The sequence below is a fragment of the Pseudomonas sp. 05N433 genome (genome assembly GCF_056396925.1).
The window spans coordinates 1-20,661 of the sequence record NZ_JBFTML010000025.1 but is presented as its reverse complement, the minus strand read 5'-3'; the positions used below and the strand labels follow the sequence as shown (position 1 = coordinate 20,661).

General features: G+C 58.7%; 23 protein-coding genes. 18 read left to right on the top strand and 5 right to left on the bottom strand.

Features of this window, described 5'->3' with window-relative positions; translation table 11 throughout:
• The first annotated feature begins 44 nt into the window (after positions 1 to 44).
• The 3 genes from argJ (at position 45) to AC1DIS_RS14970 (ending at position 2,982) form a co-directional block, all read left to right on the top strand.
• A complete protein-coding gene (gene argJ / locus AC1DIS_RS14980; RefSeq protein WP_019581492.1) occupies positions 45 to 1,262 on the top strand; it encodes a bifunctional glutamate N-acetyltransferase/amino-acid acetyltransferase ArgJ in 1,218 nt (405 codons plus the stop codon).
• Between the two features lie 146 nt (positions 1,263 to 1,408).
• Positions 1,409 to 2,041, top strand: a complete 633-nt coding sequence (locus tag AC1DIS_RS14975) for a glutathione S-transferase family protein (protein WP_064616347.1) — start codon at positions 1,409 to 1,411, stop codon at positions 2,039 to 2,041.
• A complete protein-coding gene (locus AC1DIS_RS14970; RefSeq protein WP_258613217.1) occupies positions 2,038 to 2,982 on the top strand; it encodes a Nudix family hydrolase in 945 nt (314 codons plus the stop codon). Before AC1DIS_RS14975 ends, AC1DIS_RS14970 begins: the two co-directional genes overlap by 4 nt.
• Positions 2,983 to 3,032: 50 nt before the next feature.
• On the opposite strand, the gene AC1DIS_RS14965 is transcribed toward AC1DIS_RS14970, so the two are convergent.
• The 3 genes from AC1DIS_RS14965 to AC1DIS_RS14955 are packed head-to-tail and all read right to left on the bottom strand — an operon-like array spanning position 3,033 to position 6,616.
• Complete coding sequence (locus tag AC1DIS_RS14965) at positions 3,033 to 3,614, bottom strand: cob(I)yrinic acid a,c-diamide adenosyltransferase (protein ID WP_018926513.1); 582 nt, start codon at positions 3,612 to 3,614, stop codon at positions 3,033 to 3,035.
• 2 nt (positions 3,615 to 3,616) lie between these two features.
• Positions 3,617 to 5,653, bottom strand: coding sequence for a sensor histidine kinase (locus AC1DIS_RS14960; RefSeq protein ID WP_064621203.1), 2,037 nt, complete (start codon positions 5,651 to 5,653; stop codon positions 3,617 to 3,619).
• Between the two features lie 45 nt (positions 5,654 to 5,698).
• Positions 5,699 to 6,616 (bottom strand): putative 2-dehydropantoate 2-reductase, encoded by a 918-nt coding sequence (locus tag AC1DIS_RS14955; RefSeq protein ID WP_064616351.1) that lies wholly within the window; start codon positions 6,614 to 6,616, stop codon positions 5,699 to 5,701.
• Between the two features lie 140 nt (positions 6,617 to 6,756).
• Between AC1DIS_RS14955 and AC1DIS_RS14950 the strand changes: the two genes are divergently transcribed.
• Positions 6,757 to 7,242 (top strand): YajQ family cyclic di-GMP-binding protein, encoded by a 486-nt coding sequence (locus AC1DIS_RS14950; protein WP_018926510.1) that lies wholly within the window; start codon positions 6,757 to 6,759, stop codon positions 7,240 to 7,242.
• Positions 7,243 to 7,378: 136 nt separating this feature from the next.
• Positions 7,379 to 8,221 (top strand): mechanosensitive ion channel family protein, encoded by an 843-nt coding sequence (locus AC1DIS_RS14945; RefSeq protein ID WP_064616353.1) that lies wholly within the window; start codon positions 7,379 to 7,381, stop codon positions 8,219 to 8,221.
• Between the two features lie 142 nt (positions 8,222 to 8,363).
• On the opposite strand, the gene AC1DIS_RS14940 is transcribed toward AC1DIS_RS14945, so the two are convergent.
• Positions 8,364 to 9,692 carry an OprD family porin gene (locus AC1DIS_RS14940; protein ID WP_018926508.1) on the bottom strand — a complete coding sequence of 443 codons (1,329 nt, stop codon included), beginning with the start codon at positions 9,690 to 9,692 and terminating at the stop codon, positions 8,364 to 8,366.
• A gap of 897 nt (positions 9,693 to 10,589) precedes the next feature.
• On the opposite strand from AC1DIS_RS14940, the gene AC1DIS_RS14935 reads away from it, so the two are divergent.
• Positions 10,590 to 11,015 (top strand): HIT family protein, encoded by a 426-nt coding sequence (locus AC1DIS_RS14935; RefSeq protein ID WP_018926507.1) that lies wholly within the window; start codon positions 10,590 to 10,592, stop codon positions 11,013 to 11,015.
• Between the two features lie 3 nt (positions 11,016 to 11,018).
• On the top strand, positions 11,019 to 11,228 hold the full coding sequence (locus tag AC1DIS_RS14930) for a SlyX family protein (protein ID WP_018926506.1): 210 nt from the start codon (positions 11,019 to 11,021) through the stop codon (positions 11,226 to 11,228).
• Positions 11,229 to 11,288: 60 nt separating this feature from the next.
• Here the strand turns inward: AC1DIS_RS14930 and AC1DIS_RS14925 are convergent, their stop codons facing one another.
• Complete coding sequence (locus tag AC1DIS_RS14925; RefSeq protein ID WP_019651434.1) at positions 11,289 to 11,891, bottom strand: cold-shock protein; 603 nt, start codon at positions 11,889 to 11,891, stop codon at positions 11,289 to 11,291.
• A 463-nt stretch (positions 11,892 to 12,354) separates the two neighbouring features.
• Here AC1DIS_RS14925 and AC1DIS_RS14920 point away from each other — a divergent pair, with 463 nt between their 5' ends.
• From AC1DIS_RS14920 to tolA, 11 genes are all read left to right on the top strand, one after another.
• Complete coding sequence (locus tag AC1DIS_RS14920) at positions 12,355 to 12,693, top strand: ribbon-helix-helix domain-containing protein (RefSeq protein WP_477744549.1); 339 nt, start codon at positions 12,355 to 12,357, stop codon at positions 12,691 to 12,693.
• A gap of 136 nt (positions 12,694 to 12,829) precedes the next feature.
• The gene (locus AC1DIS_RS14915; protein WP_010457489.1) at positions 12,830 to 13,051 is read left to right on the top strand and encodes an FmdB family zinc ribbon protein; all 222 of its coding nucleotides are present in this window, start codon (positions 12,830 to 12,832) and stop codon (positions 13,049 to 13,051) included.
• Between the two features lie 122 nt (positions 13,052 to 13,173).
• The gene (gene aspS / locus AC1DIS_RS14910) at positions 13,174 to 14,949 is read left to right on the top strand and encodes an aspartate--tRNA ligase (protein WP_018926502.1); all 1,776 of its coding nucleotides are present in this window, start codon (positions 13,174 to 13,176) and stop codon (positions 14,947 to 14,949) included.
• Between the two features lie 120 nt (positions 14,950 to 15,069).
• The gene (locus AC1DIS_RS14905; RefSeq protein ID WP_018926501.1) at positions 15,070 to 15,816 is read left to right on the top strand and encodes a YebC/PmpR family DNA-binding transcriptional regulator; all 747 of its coding nucleotides are present in this window, start codon (positions 15,070 to 15,072) and stop codon (positions 15,814 to 15,816) included.
• A gap of 163 nt (positions 15,817 to 15,979) precedes the next feature.
• The gene (ruvC, locus tag AC1DIS_RS14900; protein ID WP_018926500.1) at positions 15,980 to 16,504 is read left to right on the top strand and encodes a crossover junction endodeoxyribonuclease RuvC; all 525 of its coding nucleotides are present in this window, start codon (positions 15,980 to 15,982) and stop codon (positions 16,502 to 16,504) included.
• A gap of 115 nt (positions 16,505 to 16,619) precedes the next feature.
• Positions 16,620 to 17,231, top strand: coding sequence for a Holliday junction branch migration protein RuvA (gene ruvA / locus AC1DIS_RS14895; protein WP_007933256.1), 612 nt, complete (start codon positions 16,620 to 16,622; stop codon positions 17,229 to 17,231).
• Entirely contained in the window at positions 17,232 to 18,293 is a 1,062-nt protein-coding gene (gene ruvB, locus AC1DIS_RS14890) for a Holliday junction branch migration DNA helicase RuvB (protein ID WP_018926499.1), read from the top strand.
• A 127-nt stretch (positions 18,294 to 18,420) separates the two neighbouring features.
• Complete coding sequence (ybgC, locus tag AC1DIS_RS14885) at positions 18,421 to 18,888, top strand: tol-pal system-associated acyl-CoA thioesterase (protein ID WP_007933231.1); 468 nt, start codon at positions 18,421 to 18,423, stop codon at positions 18,886 to 18,888.
• The gene (gene tolQ / locus AC1DIS_RS14880) at positions 18,878 to 19,573 is read left to right on the top strand and encodes a protein TolQ (protein ID WP_018926498.1); all 696 of its coding nucleotides are present in this window, start codon (positions 18,878 to 18,880) and stop codon (positions 19,571 to 19,573) included. Before ybgC ends, tolQ begins: the two co-directional genes overlap by 11 nt.
• 23 nt (positions 19,574 to 19,596) lie before the next feature.
• Positions 19,597 to 20,049: a protein TolR gene (gene tolR, locus AC1DIS_RS14875; RefSeq protein ID WP_167331185.1), complete on the top strand. Its 453-nt coding sequence runs from the start codon at positions 19,597 to 19,599 to the stop codon at positions 20,047 to 20,049.
• Positions 20,049 to 20,661: cell envelope integrity protein TolA (gene tolA, locus AC1DIS_RS14870; protein ID WP_477780947.1), on the top strand; the 613-nt coding region annotated here is incomplete at its 3' end. The genes tolR and tolA, both read left to right, overlap by 1 nt.

The following is a 20,661-nucleotide window of genomic DNA, read 5'->3' as shown; positions in this document are numbered from 1 at the left end:
GTCCATCGCACTGACGGTGCCAACATTTTTTAAGGAGCGCATTCATGGCTGTTGGTCTTGGTCCTTTGCCAACGTTGCACCCGGTTGCCGGTTTTGAACTCGGTATCGCCTCGGCCGGTATCAAGCGCCCGGGGCGCAAGGATGTCGTGGTCATGCGCTGTGCCGAAGGTTCCACAGTGGCGGGCGTGTTCACCCTGAACGCCTTTTGCGCCGCTCCCGTGATCCTGGCCAAGCAACGCGTGCAAGGTCCGGTACGTTACCTGCTGACCAACACTGGCAATGCCAACGCCGGCACCGGCGAACCAGGCCTGGCCGCCGCCGAGCGCACCTGCGCCAAGCTGGCTGAGCTGACCGGCGTTGATGCCAGCCTGGTGCTGCCGTATTCCACCGGCGTGATCGGCGAACCGCTGCCGGTCGAGAAAATCGAAGGCGCGTTGCAAGCTGCCCTCGATGATTTGTCGGAAAACAACTGGGAAGCTGCCGCCACCGGCATCATGACCACCGACACCCTGCCCAAGGGCGCCAGCCGTCAGTTCCAGCATGACGGCGTGACCATCACTGTCACCGGCATCAGCAAAGGCGCGGGCATGATTCGCCCGAACATGGCGACCATGCTCGGTTACATCGCCACCGACGCCAAAGTCTCCCGCGAGGTGCTGCAAAACCTGCTGCTGGACGGCGCCAACAAGTCGTTCAACCGCATCACCATCGACGGCGACACCTCGACTAACGACTGCTGCATGCTGATCGCCACCGGCAAGGCCGCACTGCCGGAAATCACCCGTGCCGAAGGCGAGCTGTTCGCCAAGTTGAAACAAGCGGTATTCGAAGTGTGCATGGACGTAGCCCAGGCCATCGTGCGTGACGGCGAAGGCGCGACCAAGTTCGTCACCGTTGAAGTCAACGGCGGCGGCAATCACCAGGAATGCCTGGACGTCGGTTACACCGTGGCCCACTCGCCGCTGATCAAGACTGCGCTGTTCGCCTCCGACCCGAACTGGGGCCGCATCCTGGCCGCTGTAGGCCGTGCCGGTGTACCGAACCTGGACGTGAGCAAGATCGACGTATTCCTTGGCGAGGTGTGCATCGCCAGCCGTGGCGCGCGTTCTGCCACCTACACCGAAGCCCAGGGCGCGGCGGTGATGCAGCAGGAAGAAATCACCATCCGCATCGAGCTGGGTCGCGGCGATTGCAGCGAAACCATCTGGACCACCGACCTGTCCCACGAATACGTGAAGATCAACGCCGAGTACCGCACGTAAGACAGATCGCTTTCGCGGGCAAACCTCGTTCCTACAGGTCACACCACCTGTAGGAGCGAGCTGTGCGGCGATCCGACTTGCCCGCGAAGACGGACCACCAGACGCTAAAGATTCTGGCTTGTACTCTTACCAAAAGGCGCCCGAACATGAGCCTCCACCTGATCATCGGCGACAAACTGTATTCTTCCTGGTCCCTGCGCGCCGCGCTGGCCCTCGACCTGACCGGCGCGTCCTACACCGAAGAACTGATCAAGCTGAACCAGCCGGACACCCGCGCACGCGTGCTCAAGCATTCGCCGACCGGGAAAGTCCCGCTGCTGAAAAGCGAACACGGCACCATCGCCGATTCGCTGGCGATTGCCGAGTACCTGGCCGAGCAATTCCCCGATGCCGGCCTCTGGCCCAAAGACACCGCCGCCCGAGCCCAAGCGCGTTCGGCTTGCGCGCAGATGCACAGCGGTTTCTTCGCCATGCGCGGCAACATGCCGTTCGACCTGAGCCACAATGCGCCGTTGGTGCCGACTCCGCCTGACGTTCAGGCCGAGATCGAGCGCATGCTGGCGTTGTGGGCTGAATGTCGTGCGGCCGCGACTGAAGCCGGCCCGTTCCTGTTCGGTGGCGCGACCCTGGCCGATGCGTTTTTCGCACCGATCGCCGTCCGCCTGCGCACCTATCAAGTGAAGCTGCCCGAGGTCGATGCAGCCTATGTCGAAACCATTTACCAATGGCCAGCTTTCAAGGCCTGGCAGAAGGCAGGTCTGGAGGAGGTCGGGCAGTGAAACGAGTACACGTGGCCGCGGCGGTTATCCGCGATAGCAACGGCAAGATCCTCATCGCCCGGCGTGCCGACACCCAGCATCAGGGCGGCTTGTGGGAGTTCCCCGGTGGCAAGGTCGAGGATAACGAATCCGTCGAAACCGCCCTGGCCCGCGAGCTTCACGAAGAGTTGGGCATCGTGGTCAATACCGCGCGACCGTTGATCAAGGTTCGCCACGACTACCCGGACAAGCAGGTGTTGCTGGATGTCTGGGAAGTCTCGGCGTTTACCGGCGAACCCCATGGTGCCGAAGGTCAGCCTTTGGCCTGGGTGACTGCGCGGGAACTGCTGGACTACGAGTTTCCGGCCGCCAACCAGCCGATCGTCTCGGCAGCACGCTTGCCTGGCGAGTACCTGATCACCCCGGACGGTCTGGAAACCCCGGCCTTGCTGCGCGGTATTCAGAAAGCCATCGCGGGCGGCATCAAGCTGATTCAGTTGCGTGCGCCCAATGGCTATGACCCGCAATACCGCGATTTGGCGGTGGACGCGGCAGGGCTGTGTGCCGGCAAGGCGCAGTTGATGATCAAGGGGCCGTTTGAATGGCTGGGGGACTTTCCGTCCGCCGGCTGGCACATCACTGCCGCGCAGTTGCGCAAGTACGCGGCGGCCGGCCGACCGCTACCGGCGTCGCGCTGGTTGGCGGCGTCCTGCCACAACGCTGAAGAGCTGGCGCTGGCCGAGCAGATGGGCGTGGACTTTGTGACCCTGTCGCCGGTGCAGCCGACCCAGACGCACCCGGATGCTCAGCCGCTGGGTTGGGAGCTGGCGTCGACTTTGATCGAAGGCTTCAGCAAACCGGTGTTCTTGTTGGGTGGTGTTGGCCCGGTAGAGCGGCAGAAAGCCTGGGAAGCGGGCGCGCAAGGTGTGGCGGGGATTCGGGCGTTCTGGCCTGAGGCTTGATTTGCAGTGCTGTGATCATTCCCACGCTCCGCGTGGGAATGATCAGTCGATCAGTTTGAAGGTTTCGCCGCAGGCTGCCATAAAATCTCGGCAATCCCCTGGCGCTTGGCAATCAACCGTGCCGCCACAAACAACAAATCCGACAACCGATTGATATACGCCAGGCCCACCCCGGCCAACGGTTCGATCGTATTCAACTGCTGACACCGGCGTTCGGCACTACGCGCCAGGCTGCGGCACACGTGGGCCTGGGCAATCAGCGCCGAACCGCCGGGCAGAATGAAATTCTCCAGCGGCCCCAGCTCTTCATTCCACACATCAATGGCCGCTTCCAGCCGTTCGATTTCTGCCGTGTTCAGTGCCTGATACACCGGCATCGCCAGTTCGCCACCGAGGTCGAACAACCGATGCTGGCAGGGCGCCAATACCTCGATCACTTCGCCAAGCCCGGGAAACTCGCCACTTTGCGCCGCCAACCCGGCCAACAGCACGCCCACCTGGCTGTTCAGCGTATCGACCTCGCCAATGGCCTCGATTCGCGGATGGTCCTTGGGCACCCGGCGGCCGTCACCAAGCCCGGTTTCGCCTTTGTCACCGGTGCGGGTGTAAATCTTCGACAAACGAAAGCCCATGGTTACCTCGACAGCTGATTGAGTTCTTGAGAGTTCACCGCAGTGCCCGACAAAGGCAGGCGCAAGGTGAAGCAAGTGCCTTGGCCCGGCGTCGATTGCACTTCCATCTGGCCCTTGTGGTTGTTGGTGATGATGAAATACGAAACCGAGAGCCCAAGACCGGTGCCCTGACCGATTTCCTTGGTGGTGAAGAACGGCTCGAACGTGCGTTTGCGCACGCTTTCGCTCATGCCGATGCCGTTGTCCTCGACCTGGATTTCCGCCCACGGCGGATTCAGTTTTGTGCGCAGAATGATCCGCCCCGGTTCGCGGTCGTCTGTACGCTGGTGAATGGCTTGCGCAGCGTTTTTCAGCAGGTTGAGCAGCACCTGTTCCAGTTCGTTGGCGGTGCCGGGTACCGGGCCCAGCGCCGGATCGAACTGGCGAATGATCGCCTGGCCCTTGAAGTCGAAGCCGATGGCCAGGTCGAAGTCGTTGCCGGCGATTTCCACCGCTTGATCGATCAGTGCCGGCAGGTCGCATGGCGCCATTTGCCGAGTGCTGCGGCGGCTGAAGCTGAGCATGTGGGTCACGATCTTCGCCGCCCGCGCGCCAGCCTGCTGAATGCCGTCGAGCAGCTGCGGTACTTCACGCGCTTTCAGGTACTTATTGACCGTTTCCAGTTCGATGCCCATTTGCTCGGCCTGTTCGAGGTTCTTCGGCAGGTCGGGGGACAGACGTCGACGAATGTTCTGCACGTTGTGCAGGATCGCGCCCAGCGGGTTGTTGATCTCATGGGCCATACCGGCGGCGAGGCCGCCGACCGAGAGCATTTTTTCCGACTGCACCATCATCTCTTCCAGGGACAGACGCTGGGTGATGTCGTCGATCCGGATGACCACGCCACGTCCGGCACCGCCCATCAACGGGTAGAACGTCAGGGCGTAATGCCGGGGTTCGTCGTCCTTGGGCCAGGTAACGCGTTCGATCTTGGCCACCGTATGCTGCTCGACGGTTTGCTTGAGCTGCGGCAGGAACGGCTTGAGGGGTTTGAAGGCGAGAAAGATCGGCTGGTTCAAGGCTTCGTCCAGGCGCGTGCCGGACAGTGCGCTGGCCTCCTGATTCCACTGGGTCACGTAAAGCTGCTCGTCGAGGGCGATCAGTGCCGATGGCATGGAGTCGATGATGCTGTTGAGGTAGTTCTGGAAACCGGTAAGTTTTTTCTCGATCTTGCTCCGCACCTGAACTTCCAGTTCCAGCTTGCGGTTGGTGTGACGGGTTTCTTCGGCCAGCCCCTGGGCCTGGTCGTAAGCCGCCTGGGAATCGTCGCGGGCGCGTTTGAGCTGCTGCTCCCGGGCCTCGATGCGCGAGAGCATGGTGTTGAACGCTTCGGCGAGGCTGCCGATTTCGTCGTGGTTGCCGCGAGAGGCGCGCAGGGCGTAGTTCTCTTCCCGGGTGACTTGCCGGGACAGCTCTTCGAGCTGATGGATGGGGCGGGTAATCAGGCGTTTGATCTGCCGGGCGATCACCAGCCACAACAGCACGCTGAAGATCAGAATCCCCAGGCTGGCGGTCAGGGTCCCGGTGTAGAACGCCATCGGCAATTCGCTGCTGGCCACCAGCAGCAAATGCCCGGGAGCGGTGCCGGGGCGGGGCAGGGTGATCACTTGATTGCTGCGAAACTCCGTGGCTTGCCAGGCTTCGAGGTGCTGGTAGTGCTCTGGCAGGCTCAGCATGTCGCCGTGTTGCAGCTGCGCCAGACGCGTACCCGTGCCGTCGTAAAGGGCTGCCGCACGCAGTGGTGAATAACTGTTGAGTTCGTTGAGCAGGCGTTCGGCGTTTTGCGGCGACTTCAGGGCGTCGGACACCAGGCTCGGGTTGGACACCAGTCGGCCGATGGTCTGCAGGGCCTGGGGGGCCATGCTTTCCTGGGAGATGTAATACGCGGCACTGATAAAGGTCAGGTTGGCGACCAGCAAAACGGTGGTCAACAGCACCAGCAGGGCGGCCAGCAGTTTCTGGCCGACCGGAAGGTTTTCAAGGCGCTGGCGCAATGGCATCAGGTTCATCGCTGAAAAGGAACAAGTGGCCAGCGTAGCCGCTGCTCAGTCGCTGGGCAATCCAAGGCTGTGCAGATGATCGATCAAGCGCTGCTGCAATTGATTGAGGTGGGGCAGGTTCAACTGATGCCGCGACGCAACTTTGCAGGCATGGCCCAAGAGGTAGCTGATTTCGGTGCGGCGCTGATTGGCGACATCCTGGTACATCGAGGAGAAATTGGTCGCGGTAGCCTTGATCACCCGTTCGACTTCCTCCCGGAGGTTTTCGGCTGCCGCTGGCTGGCCGCAGCGCTCCAGCAGTTCGGTGAGTTCGGCGCACAGGGTGGCCACTTCGCACTGATGTTGCTGCAAACCGCCGTTGCGGCATTCGTGCAGGACGGTCAACGGGTTGATCGCACAATTGAGCGCCAGCTTGCGCCACAGCCTTGTGAGAATGTCGGTGCTCCACTCATGGGGAATGCCGGCGTCGCTCAAGTCCTCCAGCCAGAACGGTGCCACTGGATGGCCGGCATCTCCCAGCCAGGTGTAACCATGACCGGCAAACACCACACGCCAGTCGCCATCGCGAAACGCGCCTTCGGTACTGGAAGCGAAGATGCAGCGGGCATGCGGGACTTGCGCGGCGACGGCGTCCTGGCTGCCAAGGCCGTTTTGCAACAGGATCAGTTCGGCGTCCGGTGTCAGTCGGTGGGAGAGTTGGGCCACGGCTGTTACGGCGTCATAGGCTTTACAGGCCACCAGCAGACGGCTGATCGGTCCGTCGCTGTCGGCTGTTTCGCCGGGCACCGGGTACAGCTGCGCTTCGCCGTGCTCGACCAGCGTCAGCCCGCCCGCCGCCTGATAGGCCTGCAGGCGCGCCGCGTCCCGTACGATCAGCCTGACCGGTACTGAAGCCCGTGCCAGACGGGTGGCCCACAACGTGCCGAGGCTGCCGGCGCCCAGAACATGCCAAGGGGTAGACATCAGCTTTTTACTCGGTTTGTCGCTGGCATGTGAGGCTCGCAGTATCGGTTGGAAAAGACCCGTTATAATGAGCCCGATTTTAACCGCAAGCCAAGCGCGCTCCATCGTTATCGAGCGCGCCTTTTTATTGGAGAAATTACATGCCGTCGTTCGACGTGGTATCCGAACTGGACAAACACGAAGTCACCAACGCGGTCGAGAACGCCGTCAAGGAACTCGATCGTCGTTATGACCTGAAAGGCAAGGGCAGCTTCGAGTTCAAGGAAAAAGACCTGACCGTCAACCTGACCGCTGAAGCCGATTTCCAGCTCGAAGCGATGATCGAGATCCTCAAGCTGGCCCTGGTCAAGCGCAAGATCGACGTGCAATGCCTTGAAGTCAAGGATGCCTACGCGTCGGGCAAGCTGATGAAGCAGGAAGCGGTCCTCAAGGAAGGCATCGACAAAGAGCTGGCGAAGAAAATCGTCGCCCACGTCAAAGATGCCAAGCTCAAGGTCCAGGCTGCCATTCAGGGTGAGCAGGTACGTATCACCGGTAAAAAGCGTGACGATCTGCAGGAAGCCATCGCCGCCCTGCGCGCCAAAACTTTCGACATGCCGCTGCAGTTCAATAACTTCCGCGACTGACCTTTCAAGCGGGAACCTCTCGGCGATTTCGACGTCCGAGGCCCAAGCAACGGCAGAAACGATCGGGCCTTATGGGGTCGGTCTTTCTGCCGCTCATTTTTTGCGTGCCGGGTAGCCGGAAATCAGGAGAAAGAAGATGGATTTGAATGCTGAAGTGGACAACCTCGTCAAGGCGTCTCAAGCCTGGATTCCGATGATCATGGAATACGGCAGCCGCGTGTTGCTGGCGGTGATCACCCTGGCCGTTGGCTGGTGGCTGATCAACAAAGTCACGCAAAAACTGGGCGGCCTGCTGGCGTTGCGCAACGCCGACCTGGCGCTGCAAGGCTTCATCAGCAGCCTGGCGAACATCATCCTCAAGGTTCTGCTGATCGTCAGCGTGGCGTCGATGATCGGTGTGGAAACCACCTCCTTCGTCGCGGCTATCGGTGCGGCCGGCCTGGCCATCGGTCTGGCCCTGCAGGGCAGCCTGGCGAATTTCGCCGGCGGCGTGTTGATTCTGTTGTTCCGTCCGTTCCGTATCGGTGACTGGATCGAAGCCCAAGGTGTTGCCGGTACTGTCGACAGCATCCAGATCTTCCACACTGTTCTGCGCACAGGCGATAACAAAACCATCATCGTGCCTAACGGTAATCTGTCGAACGGCATCATCACCAACACCAACCGTCAGCCGACCCGCAAAGTAGTATTTGATGTGGGTGTGGACTACGAGGCGGACTTGCAGAAGGCCCGTGAAGTGTTGCTGGACCTGGCCAAGGATCCGCGAGTGTTGACTGAGCCGGCACCGGAAGCGGTGATTTCCACACTGGGCGACAGTTCGATCACTGTTTCTCTACGGGTGTGGGTGAAGACTGCCGACTACTGGAATGTGATGTTCATGTTTAACGAACAATCGCGCGATCGCTTGAAGACTGCCGGCATCGATATTCCATTTCCGCAGCGGGTTATTCGCGTGGTGCAGGAATCGGCGGCGGTGTAAGGAACAGTCAATCAACTGATGTCTGACCTTTTGGTCAAACATTTTGCAAGCCCCGATCCTTTAAACACAATGCTGTAGCCAATAAAAAAGGCCCATCCGAAGATGGGCCTTTTTTTGATTACCGCGAACTAACTTTCTGCAATTACAGAATGTTGAGCGGGTAGTCGGTGATCAGGCGGAACTCAGAGATATCGCCTTCGCCTTCGTCTGCGTTGGCGGTGTGCCATGCTTGACGGATGCGGAACGACAGATCTTTAGCTGGGCCGGACTGAATTACGTATTTAACTTCCACGTTGGTTTCGTGGTGTTTACCGTCTGCACCGTACAGGCCAGCGTAAGGGCTGCCTGCTGGAGTGTTGGTGCCGTCAATGTCCCAACCTTTCACGTAACGGGTCATGAAGCTCAGACCAGGGATGCCGTATTCGGCCATTTTCAGGTCGTAACGGGCCTGTACCGATTTCTCGCCAGGGGCGTTGAAGTCAGAGTACTGGATGGAGTTGGCGAGGAAGATCGAGTCGCCACCACGGTTGTTTTTACCCACGCCGATATAGTCGAACGGAGTGTCGCCATTCACTTTCTGGAAGCCCAGGGTGATGGTGTGTGCCTTCAGGAACGAGAAAGCAGCAGCGAGGGAGTAGGCGGTGTTATTGATTTCGCCTGCTTTAGCGCTACCAGTGTCCCTGGTGTTGTAGATGTTACCGTCGAAGTTGATCGACTGATCGCCACCCAATGCGAGGGTGTAGTTCGCGTTGGCGTAGTACTGGTTCCAGATGTCTTCGAGCTTGGCACCGTAGAGCGACACGCTCAGGTCTGGGGTAATGCCGTACTTGCCACCGAAGTAGTCGATGGAGTTGGCTTTCACGCCAGCGTAGGTTGCCCACAGGTCGCCATCACGGGCATTTCGGTCCTGACTGGTCGCCGAGTAGAAGTGACCGGCTTCGAGGTCGAGGTCTTTGACTTCGCTGCTCTGCAGTTGGATACCGCTGGCAGTTTGGTGAAGGATGCGGGAGCCGCCTACAGCGAACACCGGAGAAGTGCTTGGCTGCATGTCGCCGATTTTCAGCTCGGTCTTGGAGATGCGGAACTTGGCGGCAGCGCCGGCTTTGCCCTGGTTGTTTTCGACTTCGCCATCATTGCCCACGGGCATGTTGCCGGTACCCGAATACTTGTCGGAACCGTCCAGCTTAATGGCCAGTTGGCCCCAAGCTTCAACGCCAACACCGATCAGACCTTGGGTGTAGCCCGAGCTGTACATGCCCTGGATGCCCTGGGTCCAGTCTTTGTCATCGACGGCGCCGTCTTTCTTGTTACGGTTGTAGTAGTAGTTGCGAACCAGCAAGTCGAGCTTGCTATCTTCAACAAAACCTTTGGCGTCAGCCTGGTCACTTACGAAAGGTGCGGCCGTAGCCAATTGAGTACTGGCTGCTGCTGCAACTGCCAGTGCGATCATGCTCCACTTCATCACGCGCATCGTGATTTGCTCCTTTGGTTTTTAGAAGAGTACTGCCGTCCCACCTGTTTTATTATCTGGGCGGCTCTTTCTTTTTGTGTCGGCGCAAACTTATATCACGCCGACCCTATTGGCGATACTTGCACATCTAACCTTTCAGCTTCTTTACGACCCTGTCGCAAATGGCTGGGTAGATGTCGCAAATTCACAGTCCCGACGCAATCGGACTGACAACTTCAGCGCTGTTTTCCAGGGCTTGAGCATCGGTAAAAAAGAGTCCCTGGTCCTGCACTTGAATCTCCATCGGGCAACCCTGCCACTGTTTTTATTGGCCTTAAGGCTTCCACTTCCAGCGGAGCACTTATAGACGATACGGGGGTGAATGCAACAAGCGTGCACAAACCAGAGTTCTGTTGCTGTTTTTTTCTGAAAGCCTGCCTGTTGCTGTAAAAACCTCATAAAACCGGGGGGGTCAAGCTCGTTTTTCTTAGGCTTGACGCCATGCTTTGCATCGTGGTTACCACATTGGAGCTGCGAGGTGACAACCAAAAACGTTACCGGTTCACCCCGTCAGTGAGTAATTGGCGGATGCTGACGCACTGAGCGTAGACGCGTTGTGCGGTTTTGGTGCAAAAAATTTTATTTCCTGTACTGAATTCACACATGGTGGCGTTGCCGTGGGTTCGAACAGTGCGTTGTTTATGGGCTGTTTCGGCGTTTTTTCCGTGATGGCCGGTTCCGTCATGGTGCGTCCCGAATCAAAATGGCGCATCTCGGCGCGCCCGCAGGGCGGTGCTGGCGGCAGTTCGTCGTGAAGCGCATGGCATTCGCAGGTATGCTGCCGTCCTGTCGCTTGGTGCGCCGTCTTTCGGTGGGGGCGCTAAGCTGAAAAAGGATGACCAGAGGGGAGTGTGCGCTGTGTTCGCTTTAGATCCACGACTTCAACAAGACACGTTGCCAATCGGCGATTTCCCGCTCTGCCGGTTACTGCTGTCCAATGATTCGAATTACCCCTGGTTCATCCTCGTGCCACGCCGCGAGGATATCAGTGAAATATTTCAGCTGGATGGCGCAGATCAACAGCAGCTGTGGCGGGAAACGACTGAGCTGGCGGAAATCCTCAAGGACTCTTTCGACGCGGACAAGTTGAACGTCGCGGCCCTGGGTAACGTCGTCAATCAGTTGCATATGCATGTGATTGTGCGCAAGCGTGAGGACGCCGCCTGGCCAGCTCCGATCTGGGGCAAACAGGAGGCCAAGCCATACAGTCCAGAGCAGATCGCGACGATTCGCGAGCGACTGCGTCTGGTGTTGACCGACGATTTCAAGTTTCTGGAGGGCTGAATCATGAGCCTGGGCGAACGCGTTACCGATCTGGAAAGCCGACTGGCATTTCAGGATGACACCATCCAGGCATTGAATGATGTGCTGGTGGCGCAGCAGCGGATGGTCGAGCGTCTGCAATTGCAAATGTCGGCGTTGCTCAAGCGGCAGGAGGAAATGGCCGGCCAGTTTGCGACGCTTGAAGAAGAAGAGGCACCACCGCCTCATTACTAAGAAACAGGCAATAAAAAACCGCGAACAGCCAAGCTGTTCGCGGTTTTTTTTAGCCTTGAATCAGCGGCGCGGCAGTGCGGCGATCACATCTTCGGCTTGCAGGCCTTTGTCACGATTCATGACGGAGAACTCCACGCGCTGACCTTCCACCAGAACGCGGTGGCCTTCACCGCGAATCGCCCGGAAATGCACGAAAATATCATCGCCGGAGTCGCGGGAAATAAAGCCGAAGCCTTTGGAGGTGTTGAACCATTTGACGGTGCCAGTATCGCGGTTGCTCATGTCATAGCTTGGCGCGGCGGCGGCTGGTGAAGATTTGTAGAAGCTGATGGCCAGGTGCAGGAATACGGCGATCAGGGCAGCGACCAGGCTGAACAGAACGGCAGGTTGACCGGCGATGACAGGCATCGGAGCGATCAGCGTCAGGGTTTGCAGTACGACAGCCAGAACCAGCAAAGCGCTGACCAGGTTTTGCAATTGATGACGCGGGCCTTTGTTCCAGTAAGGGATAACAGGCGCGAGGGTGAGGTTGAGCAGGCCGAAAAAGGCCAGGTAAAGCGCATCGGGTTGTTGCAGGTAAGGTACCGCTTCGGATCGCAGGCTAGGGATGAAGGACAGCAGCAGGGCTGCTGCGCCCATTAGCAGGTGGACGATTTTCAACATTTTGATTAACTCACGTTAAGACGGATCACAAGGAAGAGCTGATAGAGCACGGTTCGCTTCAGAACAATAAGAGGCGTTGGGCACGTACCTGATATCAGCCTATGCGCAGCCCCCGGAAAATAGGTGGTAGCGACACACTGCCTATTTAACAGCAAAGCCTGCGGCTACTCAAATCAGGCGGTCCGGCGGTGTTTCCATTGGCATGGCGCGCGGATGACGATGCCAAGTGTTATTCGTGCGCTGTGTTTCTCGGATCTTTCGCCTTTTCGTTGAGTGATATTGCGTCAGTTTTCGTAGGAAATCGTCCGGCCTAGGACGAGCTCCATGATCGCCCCTTCGTTGTTGGCTTATCCTACGTTGATGGTCATAAAGTCATCTGGATATACCGTAGCGCCTGCGCTTTTATAAGGAAACGGAGTATGGCCCTTACAAGCAGCAAGGATGACAAAGGAGTGTCAACGGTATGGTTCATGAAGACAGGCAAGGCGAGGGGAGGAACGGTCCACTCAAGGATATAAGGATTGATTCACTTGTCGGCGAATTCGATATGGGGCTGGCCCAGCCCTTATCCCGGTCGGTGCGTTTGAATGGTTTTGCGACCTGTTTGCGGCTTGAGCAGGTCTATTGGGATATTTTGGGCAACATGGCCAAGGTCAATTGCTGCTCGGTCAGTGCGCTGTTGTCTCAGGTGGATCGCGAGGTGCACTTGCGCCATGGCGGGGTGAAAAATTTCACCGGGCTGGTGCGGGTTGTCTGCGTCGTGCACAGCCTGAAGGAGGGCAGTTGCCCCATCATGGCTTAGCGAGAGCGGCTGAATGAGTCGAGTGTCGGTCTGTGCAGTCTTACGGCTGCACAGGCTGCATTTAATGGATATAATCCCGCTCTTTGCCGCGAAGCCCTGCATGCGCGGTAGCAATCTGATCGCCGAGACAACCCCCATGCCGATGTACGATTACCAATGTGCTTCCTGTGGTCATCAGTTGGAAGCCATTCAAAAGATCAGCGCAGCACCGCTGGTCGACTGCCCTGCCTGCCAGGCGCCAGAGCTTAAAAAGATGCTGTCCATGCCCGGTTTCCGCCTCAGTGGCACCGGCTGGTACGAAACCGACTTCAAGACCGGTTCCAAGAAAAATCTGGCCGGTGGCGACAAAGCTGACTAGGGTCTAGCGCCCGGGTTGAACGACAAGCGCGAGCTCTTGCATCATCTGGCACCTTATTCAAGTGCGGTGGTGTGGCAAGACCTCCACCCGAATTTCGAATTACGAGAAGTGAAACCACTACCATGATGCGCAGCCATTATTGCGGCCAACTGAACGAAAGCCTGGAAGGCCAGGAAATTACCCTTTGCGGATGGGTTCACCGTCGCCGTGACCATGGCGGGGTGATTTTCCTCGATATCCGTGATCGTGACGGTCTGGCCCAGGTGGTGTTCGATCCGGACCGTGCCGAGAGCTTCGCCGCCGCCGATCGCGTGCGCAGCGAGTACGTCGTGAAGATCACCGGCAAGGTTCGCCTGCGTCCGGCCGGTGCAACCAACGCCAACATGGCGTCGGGCATGATCGAGGTCCTGGGCTACGAGCTGGAAGTGCTGAACGAATCGGAAACACCGCCGTTCCCGCTGAACGAGTTCTCTGACGTTGGCGAAGAAACCCGCCTGCGTTATCGCTTCCTTGATCTGCGTCGCCCTGAAATGGCCGAGAAGCTGCGTCTGCGTTCGCGCATGACCACCAGCATCCGCCGCTACCTGGACGAGAACGGTTTCCTCGACGTCGAGACGCCGATCCTGACCCGTGCGACGCCGGAAGGCGCGCGTGACTATCTGGTGCCGAGCCGTACTCACGCCGGTTCGTTCTTCGCCTTGCCGCAATCGCCTCAGCTGTTCAAGCAGCTGTTGATGGTGGCCGGCTTCGACCGTTACTACCAGATCGCCAAGTGCTTCCGCGACGAAGACCTGCGGGCTGATCGCCAGCCGGAATTCACTCAGATCGACATCGAGACCAGCTTCCTCGATGAAAAAGACATCATGGGCCTGACCGAAGGCATGATCCGCAACCTGTTCAAGGAAGTGCTGGGTCTGGAATTCGGCGAATTCCCGCACATGACCTTCGAAGAGGCCATGCGCCGCTACGGTTCCGACAAGCCAGACCTGCGTAACCCGCTGGAACTGGTGGATGTTGCCGATCAGCTCAAGGAAGTCGATTTCAAGGTGTTCAGTGGCCCGGCCAATGACCCGAAATGCCGTATCGCCGCCTTGCGCGTTCCAGGCGGTGCGAGCATGCCGCGCAAGCAGATCGACGATTACACCAAGTTCGTCGGCATCTACGGTGCCAAGGGCCTGGCGTACATCAAGGTCAACGAGCGTGCTGCCGGTGTTGAAGGTCTGCAGTCGCCGATCGTGAAAAACATCCCGGAAGCCAACCTGAACGTGATCCTCGATCGCGTGGGTGCGGTCGATGGCGACATCGTGTTCTTCGGCGCCGACAAAGCCAAGATCGTCAGCGAAGCCCTGGGCGCGCTGCGGATCAAGCTGGGTCATGACCTCGAGCTGCTGACCTGCAAGTGGGCGCCAATGTGGGTCGTCGACTTCCCGATGTTCGAAGAGAACGACGACGGCAGCTTCAGCGCCTTGCACCACCCGTTCACCGCGCCGAAGTGCACTCCYGAAGAGCTGGAAGCCAACCCGGCTGGCGCTTTGTCCCGTGCCTACGACATGGTTCTGAACGGCACCGAGCTGGGTGGCGGTTCGATCCGTATCCACCGTAAGGAAATGCAACAGTCGGTGTTCCGTCTGTTGGGTATCAACGAAGCGGAACAGGAAGAGAAGTTCGGCTTCCTGCTCGACGCCCTGAAATATGGCGCGCCGCCGCACGGTGGTCTGGCCTTCGGTCTGGATCGTCTGGTGATGCTGATGACCGGCGCCCAGTCGATCCGTGAAGTGATCGCCTTCCCGAAAACCCAGAGTGCTGCGGACGTGATGACGCAGGCTCCGGGCGTGGTAGATGCCAAGGCGTTGCGTGAGCTGCACATTCGTCTGCGCGAAACGCCAAAGGCAGAGTAAGGCTGACCGCAAAGGCGCATCCTGTGGGATGCGCCTTTTCTTTAGGTCAAGATTTTTTTGTTGCTGGCCGACACTCCCTGTGTGGCGGGCGATGTTTCAAAGAGAAATTCGGAGCGAGTTATGGCGGGTCATTCCAAGTGGGCGAACATCAAGCACCGCAAAGAACGTCAGGATGCCAAGAAGGGCAAGATTTTCACCAAGTGGATTCGTGAGCTGACGGTCGCTGCCCGTCAGGGCGGCGCTGATCCGGGCTCCAACCCGCGTCTGCGTCTGGCGCTGGATAAAGCGCTGGGTGCGAACATGAGCCGCGACATCATCGACCGCGCGGTGGCCCGTGGTGCCGGCGCTGCCGATACCGATGACATGGTCGAGCTGACCTACGAAGGCTATGGCCCGGGCGGTGTGGCGGTGATGGTCGAATGCATGACCGACAACCGCAACCGTACCGCAGCCGCTGTTCGCCATGCGTTCAGCAAGTGCGGCGGTAACCTCGGTACCGACGGTTCGGTGGCTTATCTGTTCGAACGCAAAGGGCAGATTTCCTTCGCGCCAGGGGTTGATGAAGACGCGCTGATGGAAGCAGCCATGGAAGCCGACGCCGATGACGTGGTGACCAACGAAGACGGCTCCATCGACGTGTTCACCTCGTTCGCCGGCTTCTATTCCGTGCGTAACGCCTTGGAGGCCGCAGGCTTCAAGGGCAGCGATGCGGAAATCGTCATGTTGCCGACCACCAGTGCCGAACTGGATCTGGAAGGCGCCGAGAAGGTTCTCAAGCTGATCGACATGCTCGAAGACCTGGATGACGTGCAGAACGTGTACTCCAACGCGGACATTCCAGAGGCGGTGGCCGCGCAGCTCGGTTGATGCCTTTATAAAGATCGCAGCCTTCATCAGCCCTGCAGGCGCTGGCGAAGCCTGCGATCTTTTGATTTACAGTTATTTATTTTAAAGATCGTCCGAACGCGGCCCGAGCCTTCGGCAGCTCCTACGGTTACTCTCAGATATTCGCACTAGCTTCGCAGGCGTTATGACTTTAATTCTTGGTATCGACCCCGGCTCGCGTATCACCGGTTACGGCATTGTTCGCGATACTGGCCGTGGTTGTGTTTACGTGGCATCGGGCTGTATCCGCACCGGTGCTGGCGAGTTGCATGAGCGTCTGCAGATCGTCTATCGCGGCGTGCGTGAAATCATTCAGACTTATGGTCCGGTCACCATGGGCATCGAAAAGGTGTTCATGGCGCGCAATGCCGACTCCGCGCTGAAACTGGGGCAGGCCCGTGGCGCGGCGATTGTCGCCGGCGCCGAAGAGAGCCTGGAAATTGCCGAGTACACCGCAACCCAGGTCAAGCAGGCCGTGGTCGGCACCGGCGCCGCCAATAAAGAACAAGTGCAAATGATGGTCATGCACATGCTGAAACTGACCAGCAAGCCGCAAATCGATGCCTCGGATGCCCTGGCCATCGCGATTTGCCACGCTCACACCCGTTCCAGCCTGTTGCCTCATGGCCTGGGCGCGGCACGCAGTCGTGGCGGGCGCCTGCGTCTCTGATAGCATCAGCAATCATTTTTTGTGGGATGAGGGTTTTGCRCCTGTGTTGTCGGCGCAAAACCCTTGTTCTGTCAGTCGCCAGCACTGATCTGGCCAACGCTCAAGGATCTGAAACGTGATTGGACGCTTGCGCGGCACTTTGGCTGAGAAACAGCCGCCGCACCTGATTCTGGATGTAAACGGTCTGGGGTATGAGCTGGAAGTGCCCATGACCACGCTTTATCGCTTGCCGTCGGTCGGTGAACCGCTGACCTTGCACACCCATTTGGTCGTACGTGAAGACGCGCAGTTACTCTATGGCTTCTTCGGCAAGCGTGAGCGAGACTTTTTTCGCGAACTGATCCGTCTCAATGGGGTAGGGCCGAAACTGGCGCTGGCCCTGATGTCGAGCCTGGAAGTCGACGAGTTGATCCGTTGCGTGCAGTCCCAGGACACCTCGGCGCTGACCAAGGTGCCGGGGGTGGGCAAGAAGACTGCCGAGCGTTTGCTGGTGGAGCTCAAGGATCGCTTCAAGGCCTGGGAAACCGTACCGAGCATGTTTGCGTTGGTGCCGAACCAGCCGGATGCACCAGCGCAACAAGTCGCTGCCGCCGAAAATGACGCGGTCAGCGCGCTGATTTCCCTGGGCTACAAGCCGCAGGAAGCCAGCAAGGCGATTTCCGCGATCAAGGAGAAAGGTTTGAGCAGTGAAGACATGATTCGTCGTGCCCTGAAGGGAATGATCTAAGTGATTGAAGCTGATCGTCTGATCGCCGCTACGGGTGGCCCCCGTGAGCGCGAAGAAGTCCAGGACCGGGCGATTCGTCCCGTCAGCCTGGCCGAATACATTGGCCAGCCGACTGTTCGCGAGCAAATGGAGTTGTTCATCCAGGCCGCGCGCGGGCGCAATGAATCACTGGATCACACCCTGATTTTCGGCCCGCCGGGCCTGGGTAAAACCACCCTGGCCAACATCATTGCCCAGGAAATGGGCGTGTCGATCAAAAGCACCTCGGGGCCGGTCCTCGAGCGTCCTGGTGATCTGGCTGCATTGCTGACCAACCTTGAGCCCCATGACGTGCTGTTCATCGACGAGATCCATCGGTTGTCGCCGATCGTCGAAGAAGTGCTGTACCCGGCCATGGAAGATTTCCAGCTCGACATCATGATCGGCGAAGGGCCGGCCGCGCGCTCGATCAAGCTCGATCTGCCACCGTTTACCCTGGTTGGCGCAACGACCCGTGCCGGTATGCTGACCAACCCGTTGCGCGACCGTTTCGGGATCGTCCAGCGCCTGGAGTTCTACAGCACCGCCGATCTGGCAACGATTGTCAGCCGTTCGGCGAACATTCTCGGTTTGCCGCTGGACCCGGAAGGCGCCTTTGAAATCGCCCGGCGTGCCCGCGGTACACCGCGAATCGCCAACCGCTTGCTGCGCCGGGTCCGGGATTTTGCCGAGGTTCGTGCCAAGGGCCACATCACTAAACCGATCGCCGACCTGGCCTTGAACCTGCTGGATGTCGATGAGCGTGGCTTCGACCATCAGGACCGACGCCTGCTGTTGACCATGATCGAGAAGTTCGACGGTGGGCCGGTGGGGGTGGACAGTCTGGCCGCTGCGATCAGCGAAGAACGCCACACCATTGAAGACGTGCTGGAGCCGTACCTGATCCAGCAGGGCTATATCATGCGCACGCCGCGGGGGCGGGTAGTGACCCGGCATGCGTATTTGCACTTCGGCTTAAACATTCCGTCACGATTGGGCGAGATGCCCGTGGTAGACGAGTTCCTCGATGCCGTGGACGATTAATCACCTTTGCGTGCTGATTTATTCGGGGTTTGTGCTGTCCCAGGACGGTACTTTAGCCAGAAAGCCGCGAATCAATGAAAAACAGTTGCCTGGCCGGATTGGCAACCTGAGGAGTAAGCACTAGAGTATGCGCGCGCAAAACGGGCTTGAGCCGTTCGCACATCGTTGTCGCGTTTATTACGAGGACACCGATGCCGGCGGCATCGTGTATTACGTCAATTACCTCAAGTTTATGGAACGGGCTCGAACCGAGCGGCTCCGAGAGCTGGGCTTTGCCCAGTCGGCGCTGGCAGGGGAGGACCTGTTGTTCGTCGTGCATTCCAGCGAAGCGCGTTACCACGCGCCGGCGCGACTGGACGACGAACTGCTGGTAAGCGCCGAAGTAATTGAATTGAACCGGGTCAGCCTGCGCTTCAAACAGCAGGTCAGGCGGGCTACGGATAACGTGCTGCTCTGCGAAGGGCAGTTTCTGGTGGCCTGTGTGCGCACTAACAGTTTGAAACCCCGGGCCATTCCCGAAGCTCTACGTGCGGCCTTTGCCGACGTGAGCGGCGCGGGTACACACTCAAAGCAGGAGATAAAGCGTGGAAGCTAACGTCGTCGACCATTCCTCCATGTGGAGCCTGGTCAGCAATGCCAGTGTCGTGGTGCAACTGGTAATGCTGATCCTGGTAGCCGCATCGGTGACCTCGTGGATCATGATCTTTCAGCGCAGCAACTTGCTGCGCGCCGGTCGACGTGCCCTGGAGAGCTTTGAAGAGCGCTTCTGGTCCGGTATCGACCTGTCCAAACTCTACCGTCAGGCTGGCAGCAACCCTGATCCGGATTCCGGTGTCGAGCAGATCTTCCGTGCCGGCTTCAAGGAATTCTCCCGTCTGCGCCAGCAGTCGGGCGTTGATCCGGAAGCGGTCATGGAAGGCGTGGCGCGTGCCATGCGCGTAGCCATCTCCCGCGAGGAAGAGAAGCTCGAGCAGAGCCTGCCGTTCCTCGCCACCGTCGGTTCCGTCAGCCCGTACATCGGTCTGTTCGGTACAGTCTGGGGCATCATGAACTCCTTCCGTGGTCTGGCGACTGCCCAGCAAGCGACCCTGGCCACTGTGGCTCCAGGTATCGCCGAAGCACTGGTTGCTACTGCGATCGGTCTGTTTGCCGCCATTCCGGCCGTTATCGCCTACAACCGTTTTGCTGCCCGCAGCGAAACCCTGCTGGGCCGCTATTACACCTTCGCCGACGAATTCCAGGCGATCCTGCACCGCAAAGTGCACACCAGCGAAGAATAAGCAGGTAATTTCCAATGGCTTTAATCGCTCGAGCTCGCAAAAAGCGCAAGCCGGTTGCCGAGATGAACGTGGTGCCTTACATCGACGTGATGCTGGTACTGCTGGTCATCTTCATGGTGACCGCGCCGATGCTCAATCAGGGCGTGAAAGTTGATCTGCCCAAGGTTTCCAGCGAAGCCTTGCCGCAGGACAACAACACTCAGGTCCTGACCATTTCGATCAAGGCTGACAAGACCTACTACTGGAACCTTGGCAGCGAAGTCGACACCGAAAAGCAGCAGGACAAGGCCATGACCTTGCCGCAAATGACCGACGCCGTGACCAAGATCATTCGCGTTGGCAACGGTAACGGTAAGCGCACGCAGGTGTTCATTCGTGGCGACAAAACCGTCGATTATGGCTCCGTCATGGGCGCCATGGGCGGGTTGCAGAAGGCCGGGGTCGGTAATGTTGGCTTGATTACCGAGGCGCCCTGATGCAGCAACTGCGAGAGCCGTCCGCCTCGGAAAGCTACTTCTGGCCTAGTGTCTGGGCGATTGTCTTGCACGTGCTGGTGTTCGGCATGCTGTTCGTCAGTTTCGCCTTCACACCGGAGCTGCCGCCGGCCAAGCCGATTGTCCAGGCAACCCTGTACCAGCTGAAATCGAAAAGTCGGGCGACCACCCAGACCAATCAGAAGATCGCGGGTGAGGCGCAGAAATCTGCTGCGCGTCAGACCGAAGTCGAGCAGATGGAACAGAAGAAGGTCGAGCAGGAAGCGGTGAAGGCTGCGGAACAAAAGAAAGAAGAAGCGGCTCAAAAGGCCGAGGAAGCCAAGAAGGCCGACGAGTCGAAGAAAGCGGAAGAGGCGAAAAAGGCTGATGAAGCCAAGAAAGCCGACGAAGCGAAGAAGACCGCCGAAGCCAAAAAGGCCGAAGAGAAACAATTGGCTGATATAGCCAAGAAGAAAGCCGAAGAAGAAGCCAAAAAAGCTGCTGAAGAAGAGGCCAAGAAAGCGGCCGCTGAAGAAGCGAAGAAAAAGATCGTCGAAGACGCGAAGAAGAAAGCCGCGGAAGACGCCAAGAAGAAAGCTGAAGCGGAAGAGGCGA

What these genes read in the sequence shown, in the direction of transcription:
- argJ (WP_019581492.1), top strand. Translation starts at nt 45, where the DNA reads ATGGCTGTTGGTCTTGGTCCTTTGCCAACGTTGCACCCGGTTGCCGGT.
- AC1DIS_RS14975 (WP_064616347.1), top strand. Translation starts at nt 1,409, where the DNA reads ATGAGCCTCCACCTGATCATCGGCGACAAACTGTATTCTTCCTGGTCC.
- AC1DIS_RS14965 (WP_018926513.1), bottom strand. Translation starts at nt 3,614, where the DNA reads ATGGGCTTTCGTTTGTCGAAGATTTACACCCGCACCGGTGACAAAGGC.
- AC1DIS_RS14960 (WP_064621203.1), bottom strand. Translation starts at nt 5,653, where the DNA reads ATGCCATTGCGCCAGCGCCTTGAAAACCTTCCGGTCGGCCAGAAACTG.
- AC1DIS_RS14955 (WP_064616351.1), bottom strand. Translation starts at nt 6,616, where the DNA reads ATGTCTACCCCTTGGCATGTTCTGGGCGCCGGCAGCCTCGGCACGTTG.
- AC1DIS_RS14950 (WP_018926510.1), top strand. Translation starts at nt 6,757, where the DNA reads ATGCCGTCGTTCGACGTGGTATCCGAACTGGACAAACACGAAGTCACC.
- AC1DIS_RS14945 (WP_064616353.1), top strand. Translation starts at nt 7,379, where the DNA reads ATGGATTTGAATGCTGAAGTGGACAACCTCGTCAAGGCGTCTCAAGCC.
- AC1DIS_RS14940 (WP_018926508.1), bottom strand. Translation starts at nt 9,692, where the DNA reads ATGCGCGTGATGAAGTGGAGCATGATCGCACTGGCAGTTGCAGCAGCA.
- AC1DIS_RS14930 (WP_018926506.1), top strand. Translation starts at nt 11,019, where the DNA reads ATGAGCCTGGGCGAACGCGTTACCGATCTGGAAAGCCGACTGGCATTT.
- AC1DIS_RS14925 (WP_019651434.1), bottom strand. Translation starts at nt 11,891, where the DNA reads ATGTTGAAAATCGTCCACCTGCTAATGGGCGCAGCAGCCCTGCTGCTG.
- AC1DIS_RS14920 (WP_477744549.1), top strand. Translation starts at nt 12,355, where the DNA reads ATGGTTCATGAAGACAGGCAAGGCGAGGGGAGGAACGGTCCACTCAAG.
- AC1DIS_RS14915 (WP_010457489.1), top strand. Translation starts at nt 12,830, where the DNA reads ATGCCGATGTACGATTACCAATGTGCTTCCTGTGGTCATCAGTTGGAA.
- AC1DIS_RS14905 (WP_018926501.1), top strand. Translation starts at nt 15,070, where the DNA reads ATGGCGGGTCATTCCAAGTGGGCGAACATCAAGCACCGCAAAGAACGT.
- ruvC (WP_018926500.1), top strand. Translation starts at nt 15,980, where the DNA reads ATGACTTTAATTCTTGGTATCGACCCCGGCTCGCGTATCACCGGTTAC.
- ybgC (WP_007933231.1), top strand. Translation starts at nt 18,421, where the DNA reads ATGCGCGCGCAAAACGGGCTTGAGCCGTTCGCACATCGTTGTCGCGTT.